This is a genomic window from Stenotrophomonas oahuensis (assembly GCF_031834595.1).
Taxonomy (GTDB): domain Bacteria; phylum Pseudomonadota; class Gammaproteobacteria; order Xanthomonadales; family Xanthomonadaceae; genus Stenotrophomonas; species Stenotrophomonas oahuensis.
This window is the reverse complement of the sequence record NZ_CP115541.1, coordinates 408,295-430,082: the sequence shown is the minus strand read 5'-3', so window position 1 is coordinate 430,082 and position 21,788 is coordinate 408,295. Positions and strand designations below refer to the sequence as shown.

Here is a 21,788-nt window from a genome sequence, read left to right as displayed (position 1 = left end):
CCGGATAATGCACAAAAGCCGGACGGGCCCTCCCGTTCGGCTTTTTCTGTGTCTGGGCCTTCCATCGCTGGCTGCTCCCCGTTGGAGCCGCCTTCACGCGCTGGCTGGCACGGTCACGGTCTACTCTCTCGCGGCCCCGATGGCCGCAACAATTCGAGGAGCCCGTCATGGGTCAGTCTGTCGTAGTGTTGGGTGCCCAGTGGGGCGATGAAGGCAAGGGCAAGATCGTCGATCTGCTCACCGAGGAAATCGGTGCCGTAGTGCGTTTCCAGGGCGGCCACAATGCCGGTCACACCCTGGTGATCAATGGCAAGAAGACCGTTCTGCACCTGATTCCGTCTGGCATCCTGCGTGACGACGCGCTGTGCCTGATCGGCAACGGCGTGGTGATCTCCCCGGCGGCCCTGCAGAAGGAAATCGCCGAGCTGGAAACCTCCGGCGTGGAAGTGCGTTCGCGCCTGAAGATCTCCCCGGCTGCCCCGCTGATCATGCCGTACCACATTGCCCTGGACCAGGCGCGCGAACGCGCTGCCGGCGGCAAGGCGATCGGCACCACCGGCCGTGGCATCGGTCCGGCCTACGAAGACAAGGTGGCGCGTCGCGGTATCCGCATCGCCGACCTGCATTACCCCAAGCAGCTGGAAGAACTGCTGCGCACCGCGCTGGATTACCACAACTTCGTGCTGACGAAGTACCTGGGCACCGAAGCCGTGGACTTCCAGAAGACCTACGACGAAGCGCTGGCCTTCGGCGAATACGTGCAGCCGATGAAGTCCGACGTGGCCGGCATCCTGCACGACCTGCGCAAGCAGGGTAAGCGCGTCCTGTTCGAAGGCGCGCAGGGCGCACTGCTGGACATCGACCACGGCACCTACCCGTACGTCACCAGCTCCAACACCACCGTCGGCGGCGCACTGGCTGGCACCGGCGTCGGCGCGGATTCGATCGACTACGTGCTGGGCATCGCCAAGGCCTATGCCACCCGCGTTGGCGGCGGTCCGTTCCCGACCGAGCTGGACGATGAAATCGGCCAGGGCATCCGCGACCGCGGTGCCGAGTACGGTGCCTCCACCGGCCGTCCGCGTCGTTGCGGCTGGATGGACATCGTCGCGCTGAAGCGCGCCGTGGCCATCAACGGCATCAGCGGCCTGTGCATCACCAAGCTGGACGTGCTGGACGGCATGGAAAAGCTGAAGGTCTGCATTGCGTACGAATACAACGGCAAGCGCACCGAGTACGCCCCGCTGGACGCGCAGGGCTGGGAAGACTGCACCCCGGTGTACCTGGAGTTCCCGGGCTGGAGCGAAAACACCCACGGCATCACCAACTGGGACGAACTGCCGGCGGCCGCCCGTGCTTACCTGCGTTCGCTGGAAGAGCTGGCTGGCTGCCCGATCAGCATCGTCTCCACCGGCCCGGACCGCGACCACACCATGGTCCTGCAGGACCCGTTCGCCTGATTAGGTAGCGCCGGCCGCTGGCCGGCCCACGGCAACGTCTGGAATCCACACGGACCGGACGCGCCGGGGATGCCCGTAGTGCCGGGCTTGCCCGGCAAAGAAGCCCCGCGAAAGCGGGGCTTCTGCTTTTGGCAGGGAGCTCGATTTCGAAGCTGTAGTTTACATTTTCGCCCTGATGCGCTGATTTTTTGAAAAATATAAACAACTACTTAGAAACATTGCATCGCGCCCGCCAACACCCCACTATAGAAACAACTGCTTAGATTCGGTGCCCCGCCGTGATCGACATCAAGGTCAAAACCCCGGAAGACATCGGCGAAATCATCCGCAAGGTTCGCAAGAATCAAGGAATCCGCCAGGACGACCTGGCCGGCTACATCGATTCCAGTCACGTTTTCATGCGAGACGCCGAGCGCGGTAAGCCATCGGTACAACTGGGCCGTGTGATGCGCGCGCTGGACGAACTGGGCATCAAGGTCACGCTGCAGGTGCCAGATGCGTTCATGCAGCGCAAGACCAAGCGGGCACCCATCAAATGAGCGTTCCCGCAGAACGACGTCTCCATGGGTGGCTGGATGATGCGCTGGTAGGCCAGTTGTCCGAGCAGGGCAACCTCTGGCGATTCGACTACAACGCTGCGTGGCAAGGGGCGGATATCTCACCCGCGCTCCCGCGCCAAGCGGGAACGATCGTGGATGGCGCGTCGCTCAGGCCGGTGCAGTGGTTTTTCGACAACCTGCTGCCTGAAGAGGATGCAAGAGCGCTGCTGGCGCGTGATGCGCACATTGAAGTTGCTGATAGCTTCGGGTTGCTCCAGTACTACGGTCGGGAATCCGCAGGCGCGCTTACTTTGCTGTCCGAAGGTGAGATCCTGCCACCGCGAGGACTGGTTCCTCTGACCGATACGGCGCTGTCCGAGCGGATACGCGGGCTGCCGCAGATGCCCATGACACATGGCGCAGCAAAGCGCATGTCTCTGGCCGGGGCGCAGCACAAGCTGGCCATTACCGTGCGGGAGGATGAATTGTATGAGCCTGTCGGCGCAGAGCCATCCACGCACATACTCAAGCCGGACCATCCACAGTCAGAGCGTTACTGGCACACCACCATCAACGAATGGTTCGTGATGCGTCTCGCGTCGGCGGTGGGCATGGACGTCGCAGAAGTTTCGATCAGGCGTGTCCCGGAGCCCGTCTTTCTGGTACGACGATTTGACCGCACGTTCCGCTTGCCGCCTGAGCGGCTGCAGGCGCTGGACGGCTGTCAGATGCTCTCGCTGGATGCGCTGTACAAGTACAGCCAAGCCACCTCAGCCTCGTTGAACAGGCTCATCGAGCTGTGTGTATCCAAGGCTGAAACCCGCTCGAGGCTCTTTCGTTGGTGGCTGTTCAATCTCATTACTGGGAATCCGGATGCTCACCTGAAGAATCTCAGTTTTCTGGCAAGTCCGGATGGCTGGGTGCTTGCTCCTCACTACGACCTCATCTGTACCAGCATCTACGCTGCGGATAACACGTGGGGCCGGGACCTCCCCGTGACCCCGCCGGGAGGTAAGCCCTACGCCGGGATTACCCGAGCTGATGTCATTGCACTTGGCGAATCCCTCGGGCTCAGCGCTCGAACCGCCGAGCGTGAGCTGGATCATCTGCAGCAACGCCTCCAAGCGCATGCGGAGGCGCTCTACCGTGAATATGCGGAAGGGGCTGCTCATGGCGTCGAACCCGGTGAGGCACGTCTCCTGCGTGGAATCATTCATGGGCCAATCAAGGACATGCTGCTGCAGTTGGCGTAGAGCCACGCCCTGCGTGGCTTCGAACCGGTATCCGGTATCCGGTGACCGACGCCGCGCCTGAACCACAATGTAAAGAAACCGTGAAGGCCGGCCGATAACCGGTTTCTCCCCCTACATTCGTGGATCACTCATGGATCTGTTACGCAACGTCAGCGTCGTCTGGCGTCTTGGCTTGGGCTTCGGCCTCTTACTGGTTTTGGTAGCAGCCGTAGTAGCCACAGGCGCAGTAGGTGCCACCGTCCAGAAACAAGCCATGCAGAAAGTCGTAGATGAAGGCGTGGCCAAGGTCCACCTGCTCTCCGACCTGCTCGACGCCAACAACCAGATGCTGGTGGTCCGCCGCGAAATGCTGATCCGCCAGGGTCAGGAGCGCGAAGCCGACGAAAAGCGCATCGCCGACCTGGTCACCCGCTACGAAGCCAGCTGGGCGGCCTACCAGGCGCTGCCGCACAACGCCGAAGGCCAGCAGGTGATCGACAACATCACCGCCAAGCGCGCCGTCGCCCGCCCGCTCAACAAGCAGTCCGGGCAGATGATGGCCGACGGCGACTTCGCCGGGGCCGTCGCGTTCACCCTGAGCGAAGTGCAGCAGGCGGCCAACGGCTGGAACAAGGCCCTGGCCGACGGCGTCGCCTATGAAGAGGCCGAAAGCCGCAAGGCCGCCGCCGAAGCCATCCGCGTCGGCGAGCGCACCCAACTGCAGCTGCTGGTGCTGGGTGGCATCGCGCTGCTGGTCGGCATTGCCGCCTCGGTGCTGATCGGCCGCAGCTTCACCGCTCCGCTTGGCCGCGCCGTCACCCTGGCCGACCGCATGGCCAAGGGCGAGCTGGACCAGAACTTCAATCTTGGCGGCCGTGATGAGCTGACGCGCCTGGGCGAGGCCATGGGCAGCGTGCGCCGCAACGTCCAGGCCGCGATCACTGCGCAGCTGGATATGGCGCGCGAGCACGAGGCCGGCGCGATCAGCTACCGCATGGATGCCGATGCGCTGCCCGGCGACTACGGCCGCATGCTGCACGCCACCAATGAACTGGTGGGCTCGCACGTGGCCGTGCAGAACCACATGGTCGACGTGATGCAGGACTACGCCATTGGCGACCTGCACCGCGACCTGGACAGCTACCCCGGCGAAAAGGCCGTGCTCACCCGCACCATGGCCACGGTCAAGGCCAACCTGACCGCCATCAACCACAGCATCGACACCCTGGCCGCCGCCGCCCGCGCCGGTGATTTCAGCGTGCGCGGTGACGAAGCCGCCTTCCAGTTCCAGTTCCAGGCCATGGTCGCCAACCTCAACGGCATGATGGCGGCTTCGCAGTCCAGCATCGCTGACCTCTCCACCGTGCTGCGCGCCATCTCCACCGGCGACCTCACCGAGCGCATGAGCGGCCAGTATCAGGGTGTATTCGCGCAGATGCGCGACGACGCCAATGTCACCGCCGCGCAGCTGACCGGCATCGTGCAGCAGATCCAAGGCGCGGCCGGCAGCATCAACAATGCCGCCCAGGAACTGGCCGCCGGCCACAGCGACCTGTCGCGCCGCACCGAACAGCAGGCAGCCAACCTGGAAGAGGCCGCCGCCTCGATGGAGGAACTCACCTCCACCGTGCGCCAGAACGCCGAACTGGCCAACCAGGCCGACCAGGAGGCCCATGCCGCCGGTGCTGCCGTACGTGCCACCGAGCAGGCCATCGCGCAGATGGCGGCGGTGATGGGCGAGATCGATCAGTCATCCGCGCGCATTTCCGAAATCTCCTCGGTCATCGACGGCATTGCGTTCCAGACCAACATCCTCGCGCTCAATGCCGCCGTGGAAGCGGCGCGTGCCGGTGAGAACGGCCGTGGCTTCGCCGTGGTGGCCAGTGAAGTGCGCACGCTGGCCCAGCGTGCCGGCACGGCGGCGAAGGAGATCAAGGACCTGATCGACGTCGCCAGCGACAAGGTGAAAACCGGTCTCAACGTCACAGTGGAATCGGAAGCCGCCATCGCACGGCTGACCCAGGCCAGTTCGCGCACCAATCAGTTGATGAGCGACATCGCCGCGGCCACCAAGGAACAGGCCGCAGGTATCGAGCAGGTCAATCAGGTAGTGGTGCAGATGGACCAGGTGACCCAGCAGAACGCCGCGCTGGTGGAGGAAGCCACCGCCGCCAGCCGCGCGCTGGAAGAGCAGGCGCAGTCGCTGAACGAGGCGGTGGCGGTGTTCAAGCTGGAGCAGCAGGGCGGGGTGCGCAGCACGCTGCGTGCTGCGTGAGGTATGCGTGGATCACGACCAACGGTCGTGATCTACCTTGCGATCAAACACCCGGTAGGTCACGACCGTTGGTCGTGACCTCTCACCGCAATTCGAACGTCGCTTCCAACGGCAACGTCACCCCACGGTTCTTGTCATGCACTGTCATGCCCACGGTCCACGTGCCCTGCGCATCGCCTTCCTCGGCCGTGAACTTCAGCCCCACCGACGACAGGTAAACCCGCTTCGGATCGCTTTCCAACCGGGTCACGAAGCAGGGCAGGTCATGATCGTTGCTGCTCAGCGTGCCATCCGGGTGCGCCACTTTCAGGTCGCAGCGAACGTTGGTCATACCGGCCTCGTCCAGCTTCGGGTTGCTGAGGAACGCCAGCACATACAGATCGCCGCCCACGGCAACCGAATCCGCCAGCCGGAAGTTCGGCACCTCACCTTTGGGGGCTTCCCATTCCTGCTGCCAGTTCGGATCGGCGGTAATCAGCAGCGAGGCTGAAAAATCACCGTCCGCCTTGGTGGCCGATCCTTCCGGCATCAATGAGTTCTGCGCACCCGCACCCAACGGCAGCAGCAGGGCCAGCGTGGCCAGCGCCCGTACGAACTTTTTCATCTGTCATCCCCCTTGTGGAACGCATCCTGCAGTAGAGCGCGAGTATCGCCCACGCCCGGCCACCGCCGTCAAGGCAGGGCAGGGCGTTGAACCCGTCACCGCCCGCATGCCACCATGCAGGTGCCCCCCGCTGTTGTGGCTGCCTGCATGGACGCTCAACCCACCCTGGTGGTGCTGCCCGGTCTGGACGGCACCGGCCTGCTGACCACCCCGTTGCTGGACGCACTGGCCGCACGTGGCGTGCCCGCGCAGGTGCTGCGCTATCCACAGGATGGCCCGCAGGACTACGCCACACTGGCCGCGCGCGTACGCCTGCAATTGCCGCAAACCCCGTTCGTGCTGCTCGGTGAATCCTTCGCCGGTCCCTTGGCCGTGCTGCTGGCCGCGCAGGCCCCGCCCGCGCTGCGTGGCGTGGTGCTGTCAACGACCTTTGCGCATCGTCCCGTGCCGGTTCCCGCCGCGTTCGCCAATCTGCTCGCACCGGCCTGGCCGCTGCCACCCCTGGCGGTGCTGGTGCCGCTGCTGCTGGGCCGCTGGTGCACCGGCGAAACCCGTCAAGCGCTGGAAAAGGCTTTGAACGAAGTACCGGCCAACGTGCTGCGCCAGCGCGCCGCGGCCACACTGCGCGTGGATGCACGCAAGCCGCTGCGCAGCCTGCAGGTGCCGTTGCTCGGGTTGCTGGCACGCCATGACCGCCTGCTGTGGCCGATCAGCGTGCAGGCGCTGCAGCGGCTGGCACCGCAGGCGCGCTGGGTCACCCTCGACGGCCCCCACCTGTTGCTGCAGGCCCGCGCCGATGCCGCCGCAGGCGTGATCGCCGATTGGCTGCGCGGCTATGTCACCCACAAAACCACCACGTAGAGCCACGCCCTGCGTGGCTGCGGTACGTGGGTCTACCAGAAACACCGGAGCCTGAAATGCACGAGGGGGAATGGTGATGGCACTGCCGACAAGCGAAGAGGACCTCAACACGATCCTGAAAACGATCGAAGCGCTGGTAACGTCCTCCGACACTCCAGCCGCCCTGGCTCTATGCCAAGCGCTGATCAATCACGAGGTGACGCAAAGGGCAGGACTCCGTGCCCGTGCAGATGTCTACGCATCCCTCCGGCAGAGAGACCTCCAGATAGTCGATCTGGAGCGCCTCGTCGCGCTGGGCGACTGGGAGCCAGCCGATAGATTCCACCTGGGTATTGCGCAGTGGCGGGATGGCCGCATCGAGGATGCGGCGCTGTCGTTTCTGCGAGCGGTGGAGATGGGGGAGGCAGCAGGGTTTGGGTACTACACCGATGCATCTCGGATGCATCTAGCCGTGATACTGATCGAGCTCGGGAAGAAGGACGAGGCTCTGGCGCATTGTCGATTGGTCGCAGCGGGGTACGAATGCTATCTGCCAAGTGGAGTCCGTACCAAGGAGCAGCTCATGGTTGAGGTCGTCGGACGGACATCGTAGTGGTATGACTTCGCTGCCAGATGCCTGGATGGAATGACCATGCGCGACCGTTGGATATCCTGGCCTTCGGGGTCTGCGAGAACAAGTTCTGCAGGAATCGTCATCTGCCTGCTGCTCTGCTCATGCGTAGAGCTTCCCGGCGAGTCACAGACCCGCCATTACCCAACCCGCGCCGACGCCGCGCGCGATGGCTCCTTCGCCCGTGGTTGGTTGCCCGCAGATATCCCCGCAGACGCTACCGACATCGTGTAATCGCACAACCTCGACTCCAATCAGATGTGGGTCCGGTTCAATCTGAGTGCAACGGCGCCGGAAAGGCTGCTTCAGCGCTGTGTGGTCGACCCGGAGGTCCCGCTGCCGCCCGGATGCGACCTTGCCGGGTCGGGTGCTTGTTCGGAGCCATCGTCGGGTGCCTTTCGATATGGGCGGGCGTCGGGGGGCATGTTAGCCCGAGTGGGTGCGTGGCCGGAGTACAAACGGCCGCTGGGGCGGCGGAGGTCAGCGCTAGAGCTGCGCTTCCATGGTCCTACGGGATTGGCCGTCGCTCGGTGCCAGTCGCTTCTCGCCATGTCGACCCGCGCCTAGCGGTGCCGTGGGTCTCGAGTGAGCAAATGCTGCAAGCCCTCATGGCTCGTCACATCTATAAGAACGGATCAGTGATCGTTGGCGCATACACATGAAGCTATTCAATCCGGGTGACAGAAAAAGTGCCCTGTGTCACAGGGACGGTCGCGTGACCGTGACGTTCGTTCACCAGGACGTTCCATTCAGAGATGGAAATGGGATCGCGCATGACGTCTTGGTCGGTGCCTGCGACGTGTGCGGTGACGCGATCTTGATTCCGGCACAGTCCACGCCAGCCATTGCTGCGGCCCGTAACGCGCGGAAGACTGGGTGAGCGTGAGCGCGGCGAAGCGGAGGTTGGCTTCGATTGACGCAGTGGTGGCCAGTTACGTCAGGGAAGAGTGGAGTCGGTGGGGCCTTCGCTGTTACTCGGCCGTGTCAGTGATCGTCATAGGTTTGGTGGATATGCGCCAGCAGTGACAGGTATGACGTAATCCACTTTCTGATGGTGCAGAAGGCGATGCGCTGTGTTGCCCGCGAAGAGAGTGTCCGTATTTTTGTGTTCGGGCGACGTGGGCTGCCCTGTGACAGCCCGGCTTCTTAGTACGGGCTCCGGATAAATCGGTCCCCGTAAAGTACGGCAAATTGGTTCATCGCGTTCTTCCAGCCGTGGCTGGTGCCTCCCCAGTTGGCCGTGATGTTGCGCAGCCCCAGCCAGATCAGCTTGATCGCCGCCTCGTCAGTTGGAAAATGCCCTCGGGTTTTGATGACCTTCCGCAGCTGCGCATTAACGCTCTCGATGGCGTTGGTGGTGTAGATGACACGACGGATCTCAGGTGGAAACGCGAAGAAGGGTATGACGCGGTCCCATGACCGTCGCCATGCCTGGGGCGCCGAGGGGTAGCGTTTGCCCAGCGGCGAGGCCTCCAGCGCTTCCAGGGCCTGTTCGGCGGACTCTGCATTGATGGCCTGGTAGATGGGCTTCAGCTCGGCTGCGAGAGCCCTTCGATCCTTCCAGCCGGCGTAGTCCAAGCTGTTGCGGATGAGATGCACGATGCAGGTCTGGAGAGTGGTCGCTGGGTAGACCGCCGCCAGCGCCTCGGGCATGCCTTTAAGGCCATCGGTCACCGCTATCAGTACGTCCTCCACGCCGCGCGTCTTGAGGTCGTTGAAGACCTTCATCCAGAACTTGGCCCCTTCTGTGTTCTCGATCCAGATGCCCAGGATGTCGCGACTTCCATCAGGTAGAACGCCTAATGCCAGATAGATCGCTTTGTTGCGCACTACGCCCTCGTCACGCACCTTGACGCGCAGGGCATCAAAGAACACCACCGGATACATCAGCTCCAGCGGACGCGTCTGCCACGCCGAAATCTCTTCCAGAACCTCGTCGGTCACCGAGCTGATGAAGTCCGCCGACACGTCTGTTCCATACTGTTCAGACAGAAACGCGCGGATGTCGCGGACGCTCATTCCGCGCGCGTACATCGCGACGATCTTGTCGTCAAAACCAGTGAAACGCCGCTCGTGCTTGGGAATCAGGATGGGCTGGAAGCTGCCATCCCGGTCCCGGGGAACGTCCAGTCGCAGGGGGCCATCCTCAGTCAGAACGGTTTTGCTGGACGTTCCATTTCGCTGATTGCCGGTCGATTCCGGTCGCTCGCTTCCGGGTGGGTACCCCAGGTGATGGCCCAGCTCGCCCTTCAGTGCCCGCTCAATCAAGGCCTTTTTCAGGGCTGTGGTGATGTCCAGGATCTCGCCCGCGGTCGTCGCTCCGTTGGCAAGCTGCTCAACGAGCTCGGCAGGCAGGGTAGGCAGCTGACGGGCAGCGGCCTTGGCGGTCATTTTCTTGGGTGGCATACATGATCCTTTTCAACATGTTATGCCCGAACACAAAATTCCTGACAGTCCCCCCGCGAACGACCTGTTTTTCCACCCATCAGAACTCCAGAATCTTGCAGCAATTTGTAGATCATTAGGCATGCGTCATCGCGCATGGTGTGCATCGGAGACTGAAATCTCCTAAGTCGAGTGAGTAGCAAAGGACGTCCTGTATCGGGAGGGTGGCGCAATACAACACCCTCGGGAAATACGTCACTCCGTTTCGCTCGACTTGCGGATTTCAGCCTCCCGATTTCCCCGCCATCCCGGCGGGGAACATGCAAGGCATGAGGACGTTCGATGAAAGGCGATTCTGGTTCAGGTGAGCGCGACGGCAGCAAGAGCCGTCCGAAGGTGCTGCATTGGCAGGTGCCGAAGCGGCTCAAGGTGCAGGCGGTCAATTACCCCGGGTCGAAGGACCGGTATGGGGAAGAGCAGGTGCCGTGCATCAAGCTGCGGGGAATGTGGTTGATCCGGCTGCGTATTGATGTGGGCACCGAGCTGAGGTTGATCCCCGTTGAGGACGGTTTGAGGTTGGTGGTGGATAAGGCCACCAAGCTCAAGGAATGTTAGCCGGTAGCGCCGGCCGTTGGCCGGCCCACGGGGTGCCGGGTTGTTCGGCGCCCCGTGGTTTTGGTTCCGGTTTTGGGGTCATGCGTTAAGGAATGTTGCAGTGCTATCGGCGGTCGTCTTGCGATCGACCCTACCGGGTTCTCTTCTTCGCCGTCTTTTTTGCAGCGGTCTTTTTGGTCGCTTTCTTTGCTGATTTCTTGGTCGCGGCCTTCTTCGTGGCTGTCTTTTTCGCCGGGGCCTTCTTTGTAGTCTTCCGGGTAGAACTCTTTGCGGCCTTCTTGGTGGCTTTCTTGGCTGCCTTTTTCGCTGGGGCCTTCTTTGCTGCCTTTTTTGCAGTCTTCTTGGTGGCCTTCTTGGCGACCTTCTTCGTGGCCTTCTTCGCAGCCTTCTTGGCCGCCTTCTTCGCCGGCTTCTTCTTCCCGCCGCCGTCCTGTTTGTTCACCGTGGCCCACGCGATTCGGGCGGCGGCTCCGTCGCTTCGGCCTTGCTCCTTTTCGCTTTCCTCGATGTGCTCGGCCTGCCGCTTCTGCTTGTCGGTGTAGCTGGATTTGTCTCCACGGGGCATGTTCTGTCTCCTCGGTTACGCCAGGGTGCGCAGCTTCGGTTCGCGCGCCCACTGACGGGTGGCGGCGGCGGTCAGGAAGGCCTTGGCGTCTTCAGCTTCCACCACGCCGGGGTCGTTGCCTACGCGGGCGGTCTTCAGCAGCGCCTGACCACCTTCGTCGGCGGCAATCGCCTTCAGATGCGCCCACGCGAAGCTGACGAAATCAATCGCGGCCGCCTCCTTGCTGAGGCGTTTCCCGGCCTCGGCGCTCAATACCACCGCCACGGCGTCGAACACCACCGAGGGCGTGCCGGCCAATTGGCCGTCGGCAGCCTGGCGCTTGCCGTCGCTCAAGGTACCGCCGCCCACCTTGGGGGCGACCAGCTTCACCTGGGCACCGGCCTTCTCGGCCGCTTTGCGCAGGTTGCTGATCAGGCCGGCGTCGGATCCTTCGTCGAACAGAATGCCAATGCAGCGGCCCTTCAATGTGTCCTTGGTGCGGCCGATGATGCGCACTTCCGGGGCCTTGGGCAGGTCCTGCGCCGGCGTGGCCGTCGGGGCCGGGTCGGGCAGATTGCTCAGGCCAAGGCCATCGGCCACGCGCTTGGCCAGGCTTTCGTCGATGTTGCGCAGGTGGCTGACGGTGCGCTCACGCACCTTCGCTGTTTCCACCTTGGAGAGCTCGAACACCAGTGCCGAGGCCAGGTGTGCCTGCTCAGGGGCCTCCAGGCTTCGGAAGAACAGCCGCGCCTGGCTGTAGTGGTCGGCAAAACTCTCTGCGCGTACGCGCCCCTTCACGCCATCGTCGGCCGGGGTGGCATGGCTCGGGAAGCCGTCGGCGCTTTCGCGGGGGCTGTCGTCTTCCAGGGAACTGGGATCATAGGCCACCCGGCCCTTGGGAACGCGCATCTGCATATGGCCGTCGCGCTGGTGGTTGGCGAACGGGCACTTCGGGGCGTTGACCGGAATCTGGTGGAAGTTCGGTCCGCCCAGACGGATCAACTGCGTATCCAGATAGGAGAACAGCCGACCCTGCAGCAGCGGGTCGTTGCTGAAGTCGATGCCCGGCGGCACGTTGGCCGGGCAGTATGCGACCTGTTCGGTTTCGGCGAAGAAGTTGTCCGGCCAGCGGTCCAGCACCATGCGCCCGATCACGGTCAGCGGCACCAGCGATTCGGGGATGATCTTGGTCGGGTCCAGGTGGTCGAACGGGAAGCCGGCGGCGTCGTCCTCGCTGAACAGCTGCACCGCCAACTCCCATTCGGGGAAATCGCCGGCGGTGATGGCCTCGAACAGGTCGCGGCGGTGGTAGTCGTTGTCGGCGGCCTGCAGCTTCAGTGCCTCGTCCCACACCGTGGACTGGATGCCCAGCTTCGGCCGCCAGTGGAATTTGACGAAGGTGGATTCGCCAGCATCGTTGAGCAGGCGGAAGCTGTGCACGCCGAAGCCCTCGATCATCCTCAGCGAGCGCGGAATGCCACGGTCGCTCATCGCCCACATGATCATGTGCATGGACTCGGGCATCAGCGAGATGAAGTCCCAGAAGGTGTCATGCGCGCTGGCTGCCTGCGGGAAGGCGCGATCCGGTTCCATCTTCACGGAGTGCACCAAATCGGGGAACTTCATTGCATCCTGGATGAAGAACACCGGGATGTTGTTACCCACCAGGTCCCAATTGCCCTCCGGGGTGTAGAACTTCACCGCGAAGCCGCGCACGTCGCGCGGGGTATCCACCGAACCGGCCCCGCCGGCCACGGTGGAGAAGCGGGTGAACACCGGCGTGCGCACGCCCACCTCGGTGAGGACGCGGGCGCGGGTGAATTCGTGCAGCGAGCGGGTCAGTTCGAAGTAGCCATGTGCGGCGCTTCCGCGCGCGTGCACGATGCGCTCGGGAATGCGCTCGTGGTCGAAGTGGGTGATCTTCTCGCGCAGGATGAAATCTTCCAGCAGGGTCGGCCCGCGCGGGGTGGGGCGCAGCGAATTCTGGTTGTCGCCGACCGGAATGCCCTGGTTGGTGGTCAGCACCGGGTGGCCGCCGCCCGCCTGCTGGTGCAGTTCGTCGGCGTTGCCGCGCACCTCGGCGGCGGGGGCGGGGTTGCGCTTGGGGGCGGACTTGCTGCGGGGCTTGCTGGCGGCCATGAGGCACTCCGGGCTGGCAGGGGATCGCTCCACCTTCGCGGCTGGGCCGTTAATCGTGGGTAGGAGTTTTCCTCTCTTCTTCGACTTGTGCTTCACATCACACGGTGTGCTGTTGGGTGGAAAGCGACAGGGGCGGTATCCTGAACGTCCCCCCGTCCTGCTGCCGTCTGCCTCCGCATGCGCGTCGAACCTGCCGATATCGAAGCCCTGTTTGACGCCATTCCCGACGTGCTGTTCTTCATGAAGGACCGCGACGGCCGTTACACACATATCAACCAGACCATGCTGCGCCGGCTGGGGCTGCGCTCGCGCAAGGAGATCATCGGGCGCACCGCGGCCGAGATCTACCCGACCGGGCTCAGCGCCGATTACGCCACCCAGGACGCCCAGGTACTCGCCGGCCAGGTGATCGAGAACCTGATGGAGCTGCACCTGTTCGCCAACCGCGAGCCGGGCTGGTGCCTCACCTGCAAGCGGCCGCTGCGGGTGGACGGGCGGATCGAGGGGGTGATCGGCATTTCCCGCGACCTCGGCCAGAAGGACAGCCTGGGCACCCAGTACGAGCAGTTGCGGCTGGCGCTGGCGCACTTGAACGCACACTACGCCGAAAACGTCCGCATGCAGACCCTGCTGGACATCACCGGCTTCTCGCTGTCGAAGCTGGAGCGGAGCTTCCGCAAGGTGTTCCAGATGACCCCGCAGCAGGTGCTGACCCGCCTGCGCATCCAGATGGCGATGCATTTGCTGCATGGCAGCGAAAGTATCGCCAGCGTCGGCCAGGCCTGCGGTTTCACTGACCAGAGTGCGTTTACCCGCAAGTTCAAAGCCGAAGTGGGGGTGTCGCCCCGGGCCTACCGGGTGCAGGTATCCGGGCGCGGCGACGACGCCGGCGCGGACTGATTCATCGCCGGGGTGGGCTTTCGGCCTATCCCGCCGGTGCGTCATACACGGTATCGTGTCGCACCTGTTGCCCGCCTTCGACTTCCGATGCCCGCATCCCAGAACCCGGCTGCACCCGCTTCGTCCAACGCCCGCCTGGGCCACGCGTTGAAACCTCGCCAGCTGATCATGATGGGTCTGGGCAGCGCCATCGGCGCGGGCCTGTTCCTGGGCTCCGGCGTGGGCGTGGCCGCCGCCGGTCCGGCGGTGCTGCTGTCCTACCTGCTGGCCGGCACCCTGGTCATCATCGTCATGAACGCGCTGGGCGAAATGGCGGCGGCCAAGCCGACCAGTGGCGCGTTCTCGGTCTACGCCGCCGACGCCATGGGAGCCACCGCCGGGGCCACCGTCGGCTGGCTGTGGTGGGTGCAGCTGGTCATCGTCATCGCCGCCGAGGCGGTGGGCGCGGCCGGCTTGCTGGCCACGGTCTGGCCGGTCATTCCGGTCCCGATGGCTGCGCTGGCATTTATGGTGTTCTTCACCGCCATCAATCTGCTGGGCGTGCGCAACTTCGGTGAATTCGAATTCTGGTTCGCCATTCTGAAGGTAGTGGCGATCATCGGCTTCATCCTGATCGGCGTGGCGCTGCTGATGGGCTGGTTGCCGAATGTGACCTCGCCGGGCCTGAGCAACTTCACCCAGCACGGCGGATTTGCTCCGAACGGGCTGGCCGGCATCGGTGCAGCGCTGCTGGTGGTGGTGTTCGCGTTCGGCGGCACGGAGATCGTGGCGGTGGCCGCCGCGGAAACCGAAGACCCCGAGCGCAGCATCGCCCGTGCCATCCGCACCGTGGCGTGGCGCATCCTGGTGTTCTACATCGGCTCGCTCAGCGTGATCATCGCTGTGGTGCCATGGAACAGTGAAGCGCTGAGCTCGCCGTTTGCGGCCGTGCTGGAAGTGGCGAAGATTCCGGGTGCGGCGACCGCCATTACCCTGATCGCGGTGATTGCCCTGCTGTCGGCGCTCAACGCCAACCTGTACGGTGCCTCGCGCATGATCTATTCGCTGGCCCAGCGCCGCGAAGCGCCGGCCGTGCTCGGCTGGACCGACCCGCGCCAGGTGCCGATCATCGCTGTGCTGGCGAGTGTGCTGTTTGGGTTTGCCGCCACCGTGATGGAGCTGATGTTCCCGAACAAGGTGCTGCCGGTGCTGCTGAACATCGTGGGTTCCACCTGCCTGCTGGTGTGGACCATGTCGCTGCTGTCGCAGCTGATCCTGCGGCACCGGGCCAATCGTGATGGCACGCGCCTGCCTTTCCGCATGGCGGGGTATCCGTATCTCACCGTCGGCGCGCTGGGCATCCTGGTGCTGATCTTCGGGCTGCTGTTGTCGGAAGAGGTGACCCGGGTGCAGTTCCTGTCGATGGCCGCGCTGACCGCGTTCATTGCGGTCAGCAGTGAAGTGGCGCGGCGGGTCAGGCGGAACCGCATCGAAGAATGAATGACAAACGGCCCGCGGAAAGCGGGCCGTTGTGTATTGGCGGACAGGCCACCTATGAGATACCCGGCGCAGGAAATCCGGTAGGGTCGCACGACAGTCGACCGCCGATATCGCCAATCCGTGCGTTAGGGCATGACCCTCGAACGAAGAAGCGCTTCTCCGTCGGATATCATGCCCCACCGTGCCGATCGCCGCTACCGGCGGTCGACTGTCGTGCGACCCTGCCGGGCAGCATTCTGCGCGGTGATGCGACGCCTTATCCAGCGTAGCGACGCGCGGTGCGCGTCAACGCGAGCAGCCGGATCAGGTCCGAGCGTGCGCTAGATTACCAACGAAAACCGGTGCACTCACTCCGGTTACAGCCGTTGCCACTGTGGTAGAACGCACCATCTCTTTCGCCAATCGTTTCACTTCGGTGCGATGCCGTGTGTCAGTAGCTTCATCCCCGTGAGTCGAGGCTTCCGAAGTGCCTGCGTGCAGTGACGAAAGTTCAGGATATGACCTTTCGTGTGTGGTGAAACAGCCTGTCTGCAGCGTGTTCAAGTTGGCATCGCTGAGCGAGCGATGCGCGGTAATCAGTGCGGCGCTTGCCGCATTGAAGATGGAATCGGGTGATGCGTCGAGAGTTTGGGGGTTCGCTGTGTTCGAGGAGGAAGTGAATGATGTTGCGTAATTGATCGGCGCAGGAGCAAGGAGGTGCTTTGGCATCATGGGCGTGGCTCACTTGGAGTTAATGTAGGTTGATTGGTGGGCGGCGCAATGAAGCGGCCCGCCAGCGCGGGCCGTGTTTCATTCCTCAGTGGTGGTGGCTTTCATTGCCGAGTCAGGCTGCGAGCTGCCCGGGGTTGAATCCGCCGTCGTTACTCACATGAACGGCGCTGGGCACGTTGCCAATGAACTTCGGATTCAGCGGCGCTGCTCTGGGAACGGGGACCCATCCGTAGATGTCGGCAATGATGCCCGGCACTTCGTCGGCGAACACAGTGGGTCTTTGTTCGAGGGGGAGATTGGGGTCAACTGGCGATTCCCCGGTTGCATCGATGGTTCGCATGAGTTCTACGAGGTATGCGTCCTCATACGTCTCCTTCTGCGGAGTCAGCTCATGTGCCCATGAGGCGGACGCATTTGCGATCGTCACGTCCATTCGGTTGGCGGTCGAGGGGGCCGCTGTAGCTGGCTCGACGTTGAGGTCGATATGGCGGTGGATTGATTGCCTCTGCGGAATGAAGCTTGGCTTTTGGGAGATTTCGTTTGGCATGGATGACGCCGTCTATTGCGGCGCATTTATGAGTGACCCATGACGATAGTGATTTGAACGAATCGCGGGTTTCAAGATTCGCGCATCGTTAGCCGTGGCGGGGCAGACCGTAAGCCTGTTTCGATGCAGGTTCATGGGGACTGTCAGGAATTTTGTGTTCGGGCATAACATGTTGAAAAGGATCATGTATGCCACCCAAGAAAATGACCGCCAAGGCCGCTGCCCGTCAGCTGCCTACCCTGCCTGCCGAGCTCGTTGAGCAGCTTGCCAACGGAGCGACGACCGCGGGCGAGATCCTGGACATCACCACAGCCCTGAAAAAGGCCTTGATTGAGCGGGCACTGAAGGGCGAGCTGGGCCATCACCTGGGGTACCCACCCGGAAGCGAGCGACCGGAATCGACCGGCAATCAGCGAAATGGAACGTCCAGCAAAACCGTTCTGACTGAGGATGGCCCCCTGCGACTGGACGTTCCCCGGGACCGGGATGGCAGCTTCCAGCCCATCCTGATTCCCAAGCACGAGCGGCGTTTCACTGGTTTTGACGACAAGATCGTCGCGATGTACGCGCGCGGAATGAGCGTCCGCGACATCCGCGCGTTTCTGTCTGAACAGTATGGAACAGACGTGTCGGCGGACTTCATCAGCTCGGTGACCGACGAGGTTCTGGAAGAGATTTCGGCGTGGCAGACGCGTCCGCTGGAGCTGATGTATCCGGTGGTGTTCTTTGATGCCCTGCGCGTCAAGGTGCGTGACGAGGGCGTAGTGCGCAACAAAGCGATCTATCTGGCATTAGGCGTTCTACCTGATGGAAGTCGCGACATCCTGGGCATCTGGATCGAGAACACAGAAGGGGCCAAGTTCTGGATGAAGGTCTTCAACGACCTCAAGACGCGCGGCGTGGAGGACGTACTGATAGCGGTGACCGATGGCCTTAAAGGCATGCCCGAGGCGCTGGCGGCGGTCTACCCAGCGACCACTCTCCAGACCTGCATCGTGCATCTCATCCGCAACAGCTTGGACTACGCCGGCTGGAAGGATCGAAGGGCTCTCGCAGCCGAGCTGAAGCCCATCTACCAGGCCATCAATGCAGAGTCCGCCGAACAGGCCCTGGAAGCGCTGGAGGCCTCGCCGCTGGGCAAACGCTACCCCTCGGCGCCCCAGGCATGGCGACGGTCATGGGACCGCGTCATACCCTTCTTCGCGTTTCCACCTGAGATCCGTCGTGTCATCTACACCACCAACGCCATCGAGAGCGTTAATGCGCAGCTGCGGAAGGTCATCAAAACCCGAGGGCATTTTCCAACTGACGAGGCGGCGATCAAGCTGATCTGGCTGGGGCTGCGCAACATCACGGCCAACTGGGGAGGCACCAGCCACGGCTGGAAGAACGCGATGAACCAATTTGCCGTACTTTACGGGGACCGATTTATCCGGAGCCCGTACTAAGAAGCCGGGCTGTCACAGGGCAGCCCACGTCGCCCGAACACAAAAATACGGACACTCTCGGTTCATGCCCAAAAGTGCCTATCACCGTTATCGGCGGTCGACTGTCGTGCGACCCTACCGTTGAATTCCAGCATTCCAGCATTCCAGCATTCCAGCATTCCAGCATCCGGCCACCCGGGCTCCAGGGCTCCAGGGCTGCCGGGCATTCCGACATCCCGCGTAGTGACGTGCCATGCGCGTCATCGCAATCATTCCGCGCCAACAAAAACGGCCCGCTTGCGCGGGCCGTCATCGTTTCCATCAGCGTGCAGCAGCCTTAAACCGCCACACCCTCATCTTCCTTGTACGCATCAATCGGAATGCACGCGCACATCACGTTCTTGTCGCCGTACACGTTGTCCACGCGGGCCACCGGCGGCCAGTACTTCTGCTGCTTCAGGCTGGCCAGCGGGAAGGCGGCCAGTTCGCGCGGGTAGGCGTGTTCCCACTCGCTGCCCGACACGGCGGTGGCGGTGTGCGGAGCGTTCTTCAGCGGATTGTCTTCACGATCCAGACGGCCATCTTCAATCGCGGCGATTTCCTCGCGGATCTGGATCATCGCATTGATGAAGCGATCCAGCTCATGCAGCGATTCGCTTTCGGTCGGTTCCACCATCAGCGTGCCGGCCACCGGGAAGCTCAGGGTGGGGGCGTGGAAGCCGAAGTCGATCAGGCGCTTGGCCACGTCTTCCGCCACAACACCCGAGGTCTTCTCCAGCGGGCGCACGTCCAGGATGCACTCGTGTGCGACAAGACCGTTGCGACCGGTGTACAGGGTCTTGAAGTGCGGAGCCAGACGCTTGGCGATGTAGTTGGCATTGAGCAGGGCCACCTGGGTGGCCTTGCGCAGACCGGCGGTGCCCATCAGGGTGATGTACATCCAGCTGATCGGCAGGATCGAGGCGCTGCCGAAGCTGGCCGCGCTGACCATGCCCACATCGCCTTCGCCGCCCAGTACCTTGGGCAGGAACGGAGCCAGGTGCGACTTCACCGCACAAGGGCCCACGCCCGGGCCGCCGCCGCCGTGCGGAATGCAGAAGGTCTTGTGCAGGTTCAGGTGCGAAACGTCCGAACCCCACTTGCCCGGCTTGGCCACGCCGACCAGGGCGTTCATGTTGGCACCGTCGGTGTACACCTGGCCGCCGTGCTGATGAACGATGTTGCAGATCTCGACGATCTCTTCCTCGAACACGCCGTGGGTGGACGGGTAGGTCACCATCAGCGCGGCCAGACGGTCGCTGTACTTCTCGGCGTTGAGGCGGATGTCCTCGACGTCCACGTTGCCGTTGGCGTCGGTCTTGGTCACCACTACCTTCATGCCGCACATCTGCGCCGAGGCCGGGTTGGTGCCGTGCGCGGAGTCCGGAATCAGGCAGATATCGCGGTGGCCCTCACCGCGCGAGCGGTGGTAGGCGCGAATGGCCAGCAGGCCGGCGTATTCGCCCTGCGCGCCGGAGTTCGGCTGCAGGCTGACGGCGTCGTAACCGGTGCACTCCACCAGCATCGCTTCCAGGCCGTCGATCAGCTCCTTGTAACCGATGGACTGGTCGGCCGGGGCCAGCGGGTGGATGTTGGCGAACTCCGGCCAGGTCACCGGAATCATCTCGGCGGTGGCGTTGAGCTTCATGGTGCAGCTGCCCAGCGGGATCATGGTGCGATCCATGGCCAGGTCCTTGTCGGCCAGCGAGCGCAGGTAACGCAGCAGCTCATGTTCGCTGTGGTGGGTGTTGAACACCGGGTGGGTCAGGAATTCGCTGGTACGCACCAGATCCGCCGGCAGGGCGTCGGCGGTGGCGATGTCCAGCGCGTCCACGTCGACGACGGCACCGAACAGCTGGCCCAGCGCGACGATGTCGGCGCGGGTGGTGGTTTCGTCCAGGCTGATGCCCACGGCTTCGCTGTCGATGGCGCGCAGGTTGATGCGGGCGGCGGCGGCCTTGGCGTGGATGGCAGCAGCGTCGATGTCCTTGACGTGCAGGGTGTCGAAGAAGTGCTCGCCGACGTTGACGCCAGCGTCGCGCAGCGCGGCGGCCAGAATCGCGGCCAGGCGGTGGGTGCGGCGGGCAATGCGGGTCAGGCCTTCCGGACCGTGGTACACGGCGTACATCGAGGCCATCACTGCCAGCAGCACCTGCGCGGTGCAGATGTTGGAGGTGGCCTTCTCGCGGCGGATGTGCTGCTCGCGGGTCTGCAGGGTCAGGCGGTAGGCCGGGTTGCCCTGGGCATCGATGGAGACACCGATCAGGCGGCCCGGCATCGAGCGCTTGTAAGCGTCACGGCAGGCCATGAAGGCCGCATGCGGGCCACCGAAGCCGAACGGCACGCCGAAACGCTGGCTGTTGCCGACCACGATGTCCGCGCCCCATTCGCCGGGGGCGGCAATCAGGGTCAGGGCCAGCAGGTCGGTGGCCACGGCGACCAGGCCGCCACGTGCATGCACGGCATCGGCCAGCGCCTTGTAGTCGCCAATGTGGCCGAAGGTGTCCGGGTACTGCAGCAGCACGCCATAGGAATCGGCTTCCAGCGCTTCGGCCGGGGTGCCCACGCGCAGCACGATGCCCAGCGGCTCGGCGCGGGTGCGTAGCAGTTCCAGGGTCTGCGGGTGCACGGCGTCGTGCACGAAGAAGGTGTCGGACTTGCTCTTGGCCGAACGCTTGGCCAGGGTCATTGCTTCAGCGGCGGCGGTGGCTTCGTCCAGCAGCGAGGCGTTGGCGATCTCCATGCCGGTGAGGTCGGCACACAGGGTCTGGAAGTTGATCAGCGCTTCCATGCGGCCCTGCGAGATCTCGGCCTGGTACGGGGTGTAGGCGGTGTACCACGCCGGGTTTTCCAGCACGTTGCGCAGGATGACGTTCGGGGTCAGGGTGCCGTAGTAGCCCTGGCCGATGAAGGTGCGGAAGACCTGGTTCTTGTCGGCAATGGCGCGGATCTTGGCCAGTGCTTCCACTTCGGTCAGCGAATCGGGCAGCGCCAGCGGCGCGGGCGACTTGATCGAGGCGGGCACGATGGCGTCGGTCAGGGCGTCCAGCGAGGCGTGGCCGACCACGTCGAGCATCTGCGCGATTTCAGCGTCGTTCGGGCCGATATGGCGTTCGACGAACGCGGCGTGGTGTTCAAGCTCGCGCAGGGTAGGGGTGTTCTGGGACATGGCTGGCTTCCGGAAGAGTGGGCACGCACGTTCAGAAGACCTTCCGGTCTTCCTGGGTGCCCCTCTGTCCTTTTGCCTGAGAGTTTAAAAGCGCGCGGCTGCGTGCTTCGTGCCCCTTCGGCGCCGGCATTGGCCGGTCTCTCCAGAGTTTTGCTGCGGGTGGTATCGGGCCTGAGCGATTACGGGCGTTGCGCCTTCGGCAGCGGGGGCTCAAAACGACGCTCCGCTTCTCCCACCATGTTGCCCGGCGAT

At 63.5% G+C, this 21,788-nt stretch carries 17 protein-coding genes and 1 riboswitch; of the genes, 11 read left to right on the top strand and 6 right to left on the bottom strand.

The window, feature by feature from the left end; all coding sequences use genetic code 11:
* Positions 1-167 precede the first annotated feature (167 nt).
* The 4 genes from PDM29_RS01970 to PDM29_RS01955 all read left to right on the top strand — a co-directional run bounded on the left by PDM29_RS01970 (position 168) and on the right by PDM29_RS01955 (position 5,506).
* Positions 168-1,460 carry an adenylosuccinate synthase gene (locus PDM29_RS01970; RefSeq protein ID WP_311192225.1) on the top strand — a complete coding sequence of 431 codons (1,293 nt, stop codon included), beginning with the start codon at positions 168-170 and terminating at the stop codon, positions 1,458-1,460.
* Positions 1,461-1,738: 278 nt separating this feature from the next.
* Positions 1,739-1,999 carry a helix-turn-helix domain-containing protein gene (locus tag PDM29_RS01965; RefSeq protein WP_311192224.1) on the top strand — a complete coding sequence of 87 codons (261 nt, stop codon included), beginning with the start codon at positions 1,739-1,741 and terminating at the stop codon, positions 1,997-1,999.
* Positions 1,996-3,252: a HipA domain-containing protein gene (locus PDM29_RS01960; RefSeq protein WP_311192223.1), complete on the top strand. Its 1,257-nt coding sequence runs from the start codon at positions 1,996-1,998 to the stop codon at positions 3,250-3,252. The genes PDM29_RS01965 and PDM29_RS01960 overlap by 4 nt, the downstream gene beginning before the upstream one ends.
* A gap of 130 nt (positions 3,253-3,382) precedes the next feature.
* Entirely contained in the window at positions 3,383-5,506 is a 2,124-nt protein-coding gene (locus PDM29_RS01955; RefSeq protein ID WP_311192222.1) for a methyl-accepting chemotaxis protein, read from the top strand.
* A gap of 82 nt (positions 5,507-5,588) precedes the next feature.
* On the opposite strand, the gene PDM29_RS01950 is transcribed toward PDM29_RS01955, so the two are convergent.
* Positions 5,589-6,110 (bottom strand): hypothetical protein, encoded by a 522-nt coding sequence (locus tag PDM29_RS01950; RefSeq protein ID WP_311192221.1) that lies wholly within the window; start codon positions 6,108-6,110, stop codon positions 5,589-5,591.
* 147 nt (positions 6,111-6,257) lie between these two features.
* On the opposite strand from PDM29_RS01950, the gene PDM29_RS01945 reads away from it, so the two are divergent.
* The 3 genes from PDM29_RS01945 to PDM29_RS21115 all read left to right on the top strand — a co-directional run bounded on the left by PDM29_RS01945 (position 6,258) and on the right by PDM29_RS21115 (position 7,815).
* Positions 6,258-6,971, top strand: a complete 714-nt coding sequence (locus tag PDM29_RS01945) for an alpha/beta fold hydrolase (RefSeq protein WP_311192220.1) — start codon at positions 6,258-6,260, stop codon at positions 6,969-6,971.
* 70 nt (positions 6,972-7,041) lie between these two features.
* Entirely contained in the window at positions 7,042-7,563 is a 522-nt protein-coding gene (locus tag PDM29_RS01940) for a tetratricopeptide repeat protein (RefSeq protein WP_311192219.1), read from the top strand.
* A gap of 33 nt (positions 7,564-7,596) precedes the next feature.
* Positions 7,597-7,815, top strand: coding sequence for a YbbD-related protein (locus PDM29_RS21115; RefSeq protein ID WP_484606900.1), 219 nt, complete (start codon positions 7,597-7,599; stop codon positions 7,813-7,815).
* 912 nt (positions 7,816-8,727) lie between these two features.
* Here PDM29_RS21115 and PDM29_RS01935 read toward each other — a convergent pair.
* Entirely contained in the window at positions 8,728-9,987 is a 1,260-nt protein-coding gene (locus PDM29_RS01935; protein ID WP_311190592.1) for an IS256 family transposase, read from the bottom strand.
* A 321-nt stretch (positions 9,988-10,308) separates the two neighbouring features.
* On the opposite strand from PDM29_RS01935, the gene PDM29_RS01930 reads away from it, so the two are divergent.
* The gene (locus PDM29_RS01930; protein WP_311192218.1) at positions 10,309-10,581 is read left to right on the top strand and encodes a SymE family type I addiction module toxin; all 273 of its coding nucleotides are present in this window, start codon (positions 10,309-10,311) and stop codon (positions 10,579-10,581) included.
* 130 nt (positions 10,582-10,711) lie between these two features.
* On the opposite strand, the gene PDM29_RS01925 is transcribed toward PDM29_RS01930, so the two are convergent.
* Positions 10,712-11,146, bottom strand: coding sequence for a hypothetical protein (locus PDM29_RS01925; RefSeq protein ID WP_311192217.1), 435 nt, complete (start codon positions 11,144-11,146; stop codon positions 10,712-10,714).
* Between the two features lie 15 nt (positions 11,147-11,161).
* The gene (locus PDM29_RS01920; protein ID WP_311192216.1) at positions 11,162-13,264 is read right to left on the bottom strand and encodes a catalase; all 2,103 of its coding nucleotides are present in this window, start codon (positions 13,262-13,264) and stop codon (positions 11,162-11,164) included.
* Positions 13,265-13,441: 177 nt separating this feature from the next.
* On the opposite strand from PDM29_RS01920, the gene PDM29_RS01915 reads away from it, so the two are divergent.
* Positions 13,442-14,164: an AraC family transcriptional regulator gene (locus PDM29_RS01915; protein WP_311192215.1), complete on the top strand. Its 723-nt coding sequence runs from the start codon at positions 13,442-13,444 to the stop codon at positions 14,162-14,164.
* An 87-nt stretch (positions 14,165-14,251) separates the two neighbouring features.
* Positions 14,252-15,643 (top strand): amino acid permease, encoded by a 1,392-nt coding sequence (locus PDM29_RS01910; RefSeq protein WP_311192214.1) that lies wholly within the window; start codon positions 14,252-14,254, stop codon positions 15,641-15,643.
* Between the two features lie 823 nt (positions 15,644-16,466).
* Here the strand turns inward: PDM29_RS01910 and PDM29_RS01905 are convergent.
* Entirely contained in the window at positions 16,467-16,901 is a 435-nt protein-coding gene (locus tag PDM29_RS01905; protein ID WP_311192213.1) for a hypothetical protein, read from the bottom strand.
* Positions 16,902-17,089: 188 nt separating this feature from the next.
* Between PDM29_RS01905 and PDM29_RS01900 the strand changes: the two genes are divergently transcribed.
* The gene (locus PDM29_RS01900) at positions 17,090-18,349 is read left to right on the top strand and encodes an IS256 family transposase (protein ID WP_311190592.1); all 1,260 of its coding nucleotides are present in this window, start codon (positions 17,090-17,092) and stop codon (positions 18,347-18,349) included.
* A 316-nt stretch (positions 18,350-18,665) separates the two neighbouring features.
* On the opposite strand, the gene gcvP is transcribed toward PDM29_RS01900, so the two are convergent.
* Entirely contained in the window at positions 18,666-21,536 is a 2,871-nt protein-coding gene (gene gcvP, locus PDM29_RS01895; RefSeq protein WP_311192212.1) for an aminomethyl-transferring glycine dehydrogenase, read from the bottom strand.
* A 54-nt stretch (positions 21,537-21,590) separates the two neighbouring features.
* Positions 21,591-21,692: riboswitch (glycine riboswitch) on the bottom strand.
* Positions 21,693-21,788 lie beyond the last annotated feature (96 nt).

What these genes read in the sequence shown, in the direction of transcription:
- PDM29_RS01940 (WP_311192219.1), top strand. Translation starts at nt 7,042, where the DNA reads ATGGTGATGGCACTGCCGACAAGCGAAGAGGACCTCAACACGATCCTG.
- PDM29_RS01930 (WP_311192218.1), top strand. Translation starts at nt 10,309, where the DNA reads ATGAAAGGCGATTCTGGTTCAGGTGAGCGCGACGGCAGCAAGAGCCGT.
- PDM29_RS21115 (WP_484606900.1), top strand. Translation starts at nt 7,597, where the DNA reads ATGACCATGCGCGACCGTTGGATATCCTGGCCTTCGGGGTCTGCGAGA.
- PDM29_RS01950 (WP_311192221.1), bottom strand. Translation starts at nt 6,110, where the DNA reads ATGAAAAAGTTCGTACGGGCGCTGGCCACGCTGGCCCTGCTGCTGCCG.
- PDM29_RS01960 (WP_311192223.1), top strand. Translation starts at nt 1,996, where the DNA reads ATGAGCGTTCCCGCAGAACGACGTCTCCATGGGTGGCTGGATGATGCG.
- PDM29_RS01910 (WP_311192214.1), top strand. Translation starts at nt 14,252, where the DNA reads ATGCCCGCATCCCAGAACCCGGCTGCACCCGCTTCGTCCAACGCCCGC.
- PDM29_RS01935 (WP_311190592.1), bottom strand. Translation starts at nt 9,987, where the DNA reads ATGCCACCCAAGAAAATGACCGCCAAGGCCGCTGCCCGTCAGCTGCCT.
- gcvP (WP_311192212.1), bottom strand. Translation starts at nt 21,536, where the DNA reads ATGTCCCAGAACACCCCTACCCTGCGCGAGCTTGAACACCACGCCGCG.
- PDM29_RS01905 (WP_311192213.1), bottom strand. Translation starts at nt 16,901, where the DNA reads ATGCCAAACGAAATCTCCCAAAAGCCAAGCTTCATTCCGCAGAGGCAA.
- PDM29_RS01900 (WP_311190592.1), top strand. Translation starts at nt 17,090, where the DNA reads ATGCCACCCAAGAAAATGACCGCCAAGGCCGCTGCCCGTCAGCTGCCT.
- PDM29_RS01970 (WP_311192225.1), top strand. Translation starts at nt 168, where the DNA reads ATGGGTCAGTCTGTCGTAGTGTTGGGTGCCCAGTGGGGCGATGAAGGC.
- PDM29_RS01955 (WP_311192222.1), top strand. Translation starts at nt 3,383, where the DNA reads ATGGATCTGTTACGCAACGTCAGCGTCGTCTGGCGTCTTGGCTTGGGC.
- PDM29_RS01915 (WP_311192215.1), top strand. Translation starts at nt 13,442, where the DNA reads ATGCGCGTCGAACCTGCCGATATCGAAGCCCTGTTTGACGCCATTCCC.
- PDM29_RS01945 (WP_311192220.1), top strand. Translation starts at nt 6,258, where the DNA reads ATGGACGCTCAACCCACCCTGGTGGTGCTGCCCGGTCTGGACGGCACC.
- PDM29_RS01925 (WP_311192217.1), bottom strand. Translation starts at nt 11,146, where the DNA reads ATGCCCCGTGGAGACAAATCCAGCTACACCGACAAGCAGAAGCGGCAG.
- PDM29_RS01920 (WP_311192216.1), bottom strand. Translation starts at nt 13,264, where the DNA reads ATGGCCGCCAGCAAGCCCCGCAGCAAGTCCGCCCCCAAGCGCAACCCC.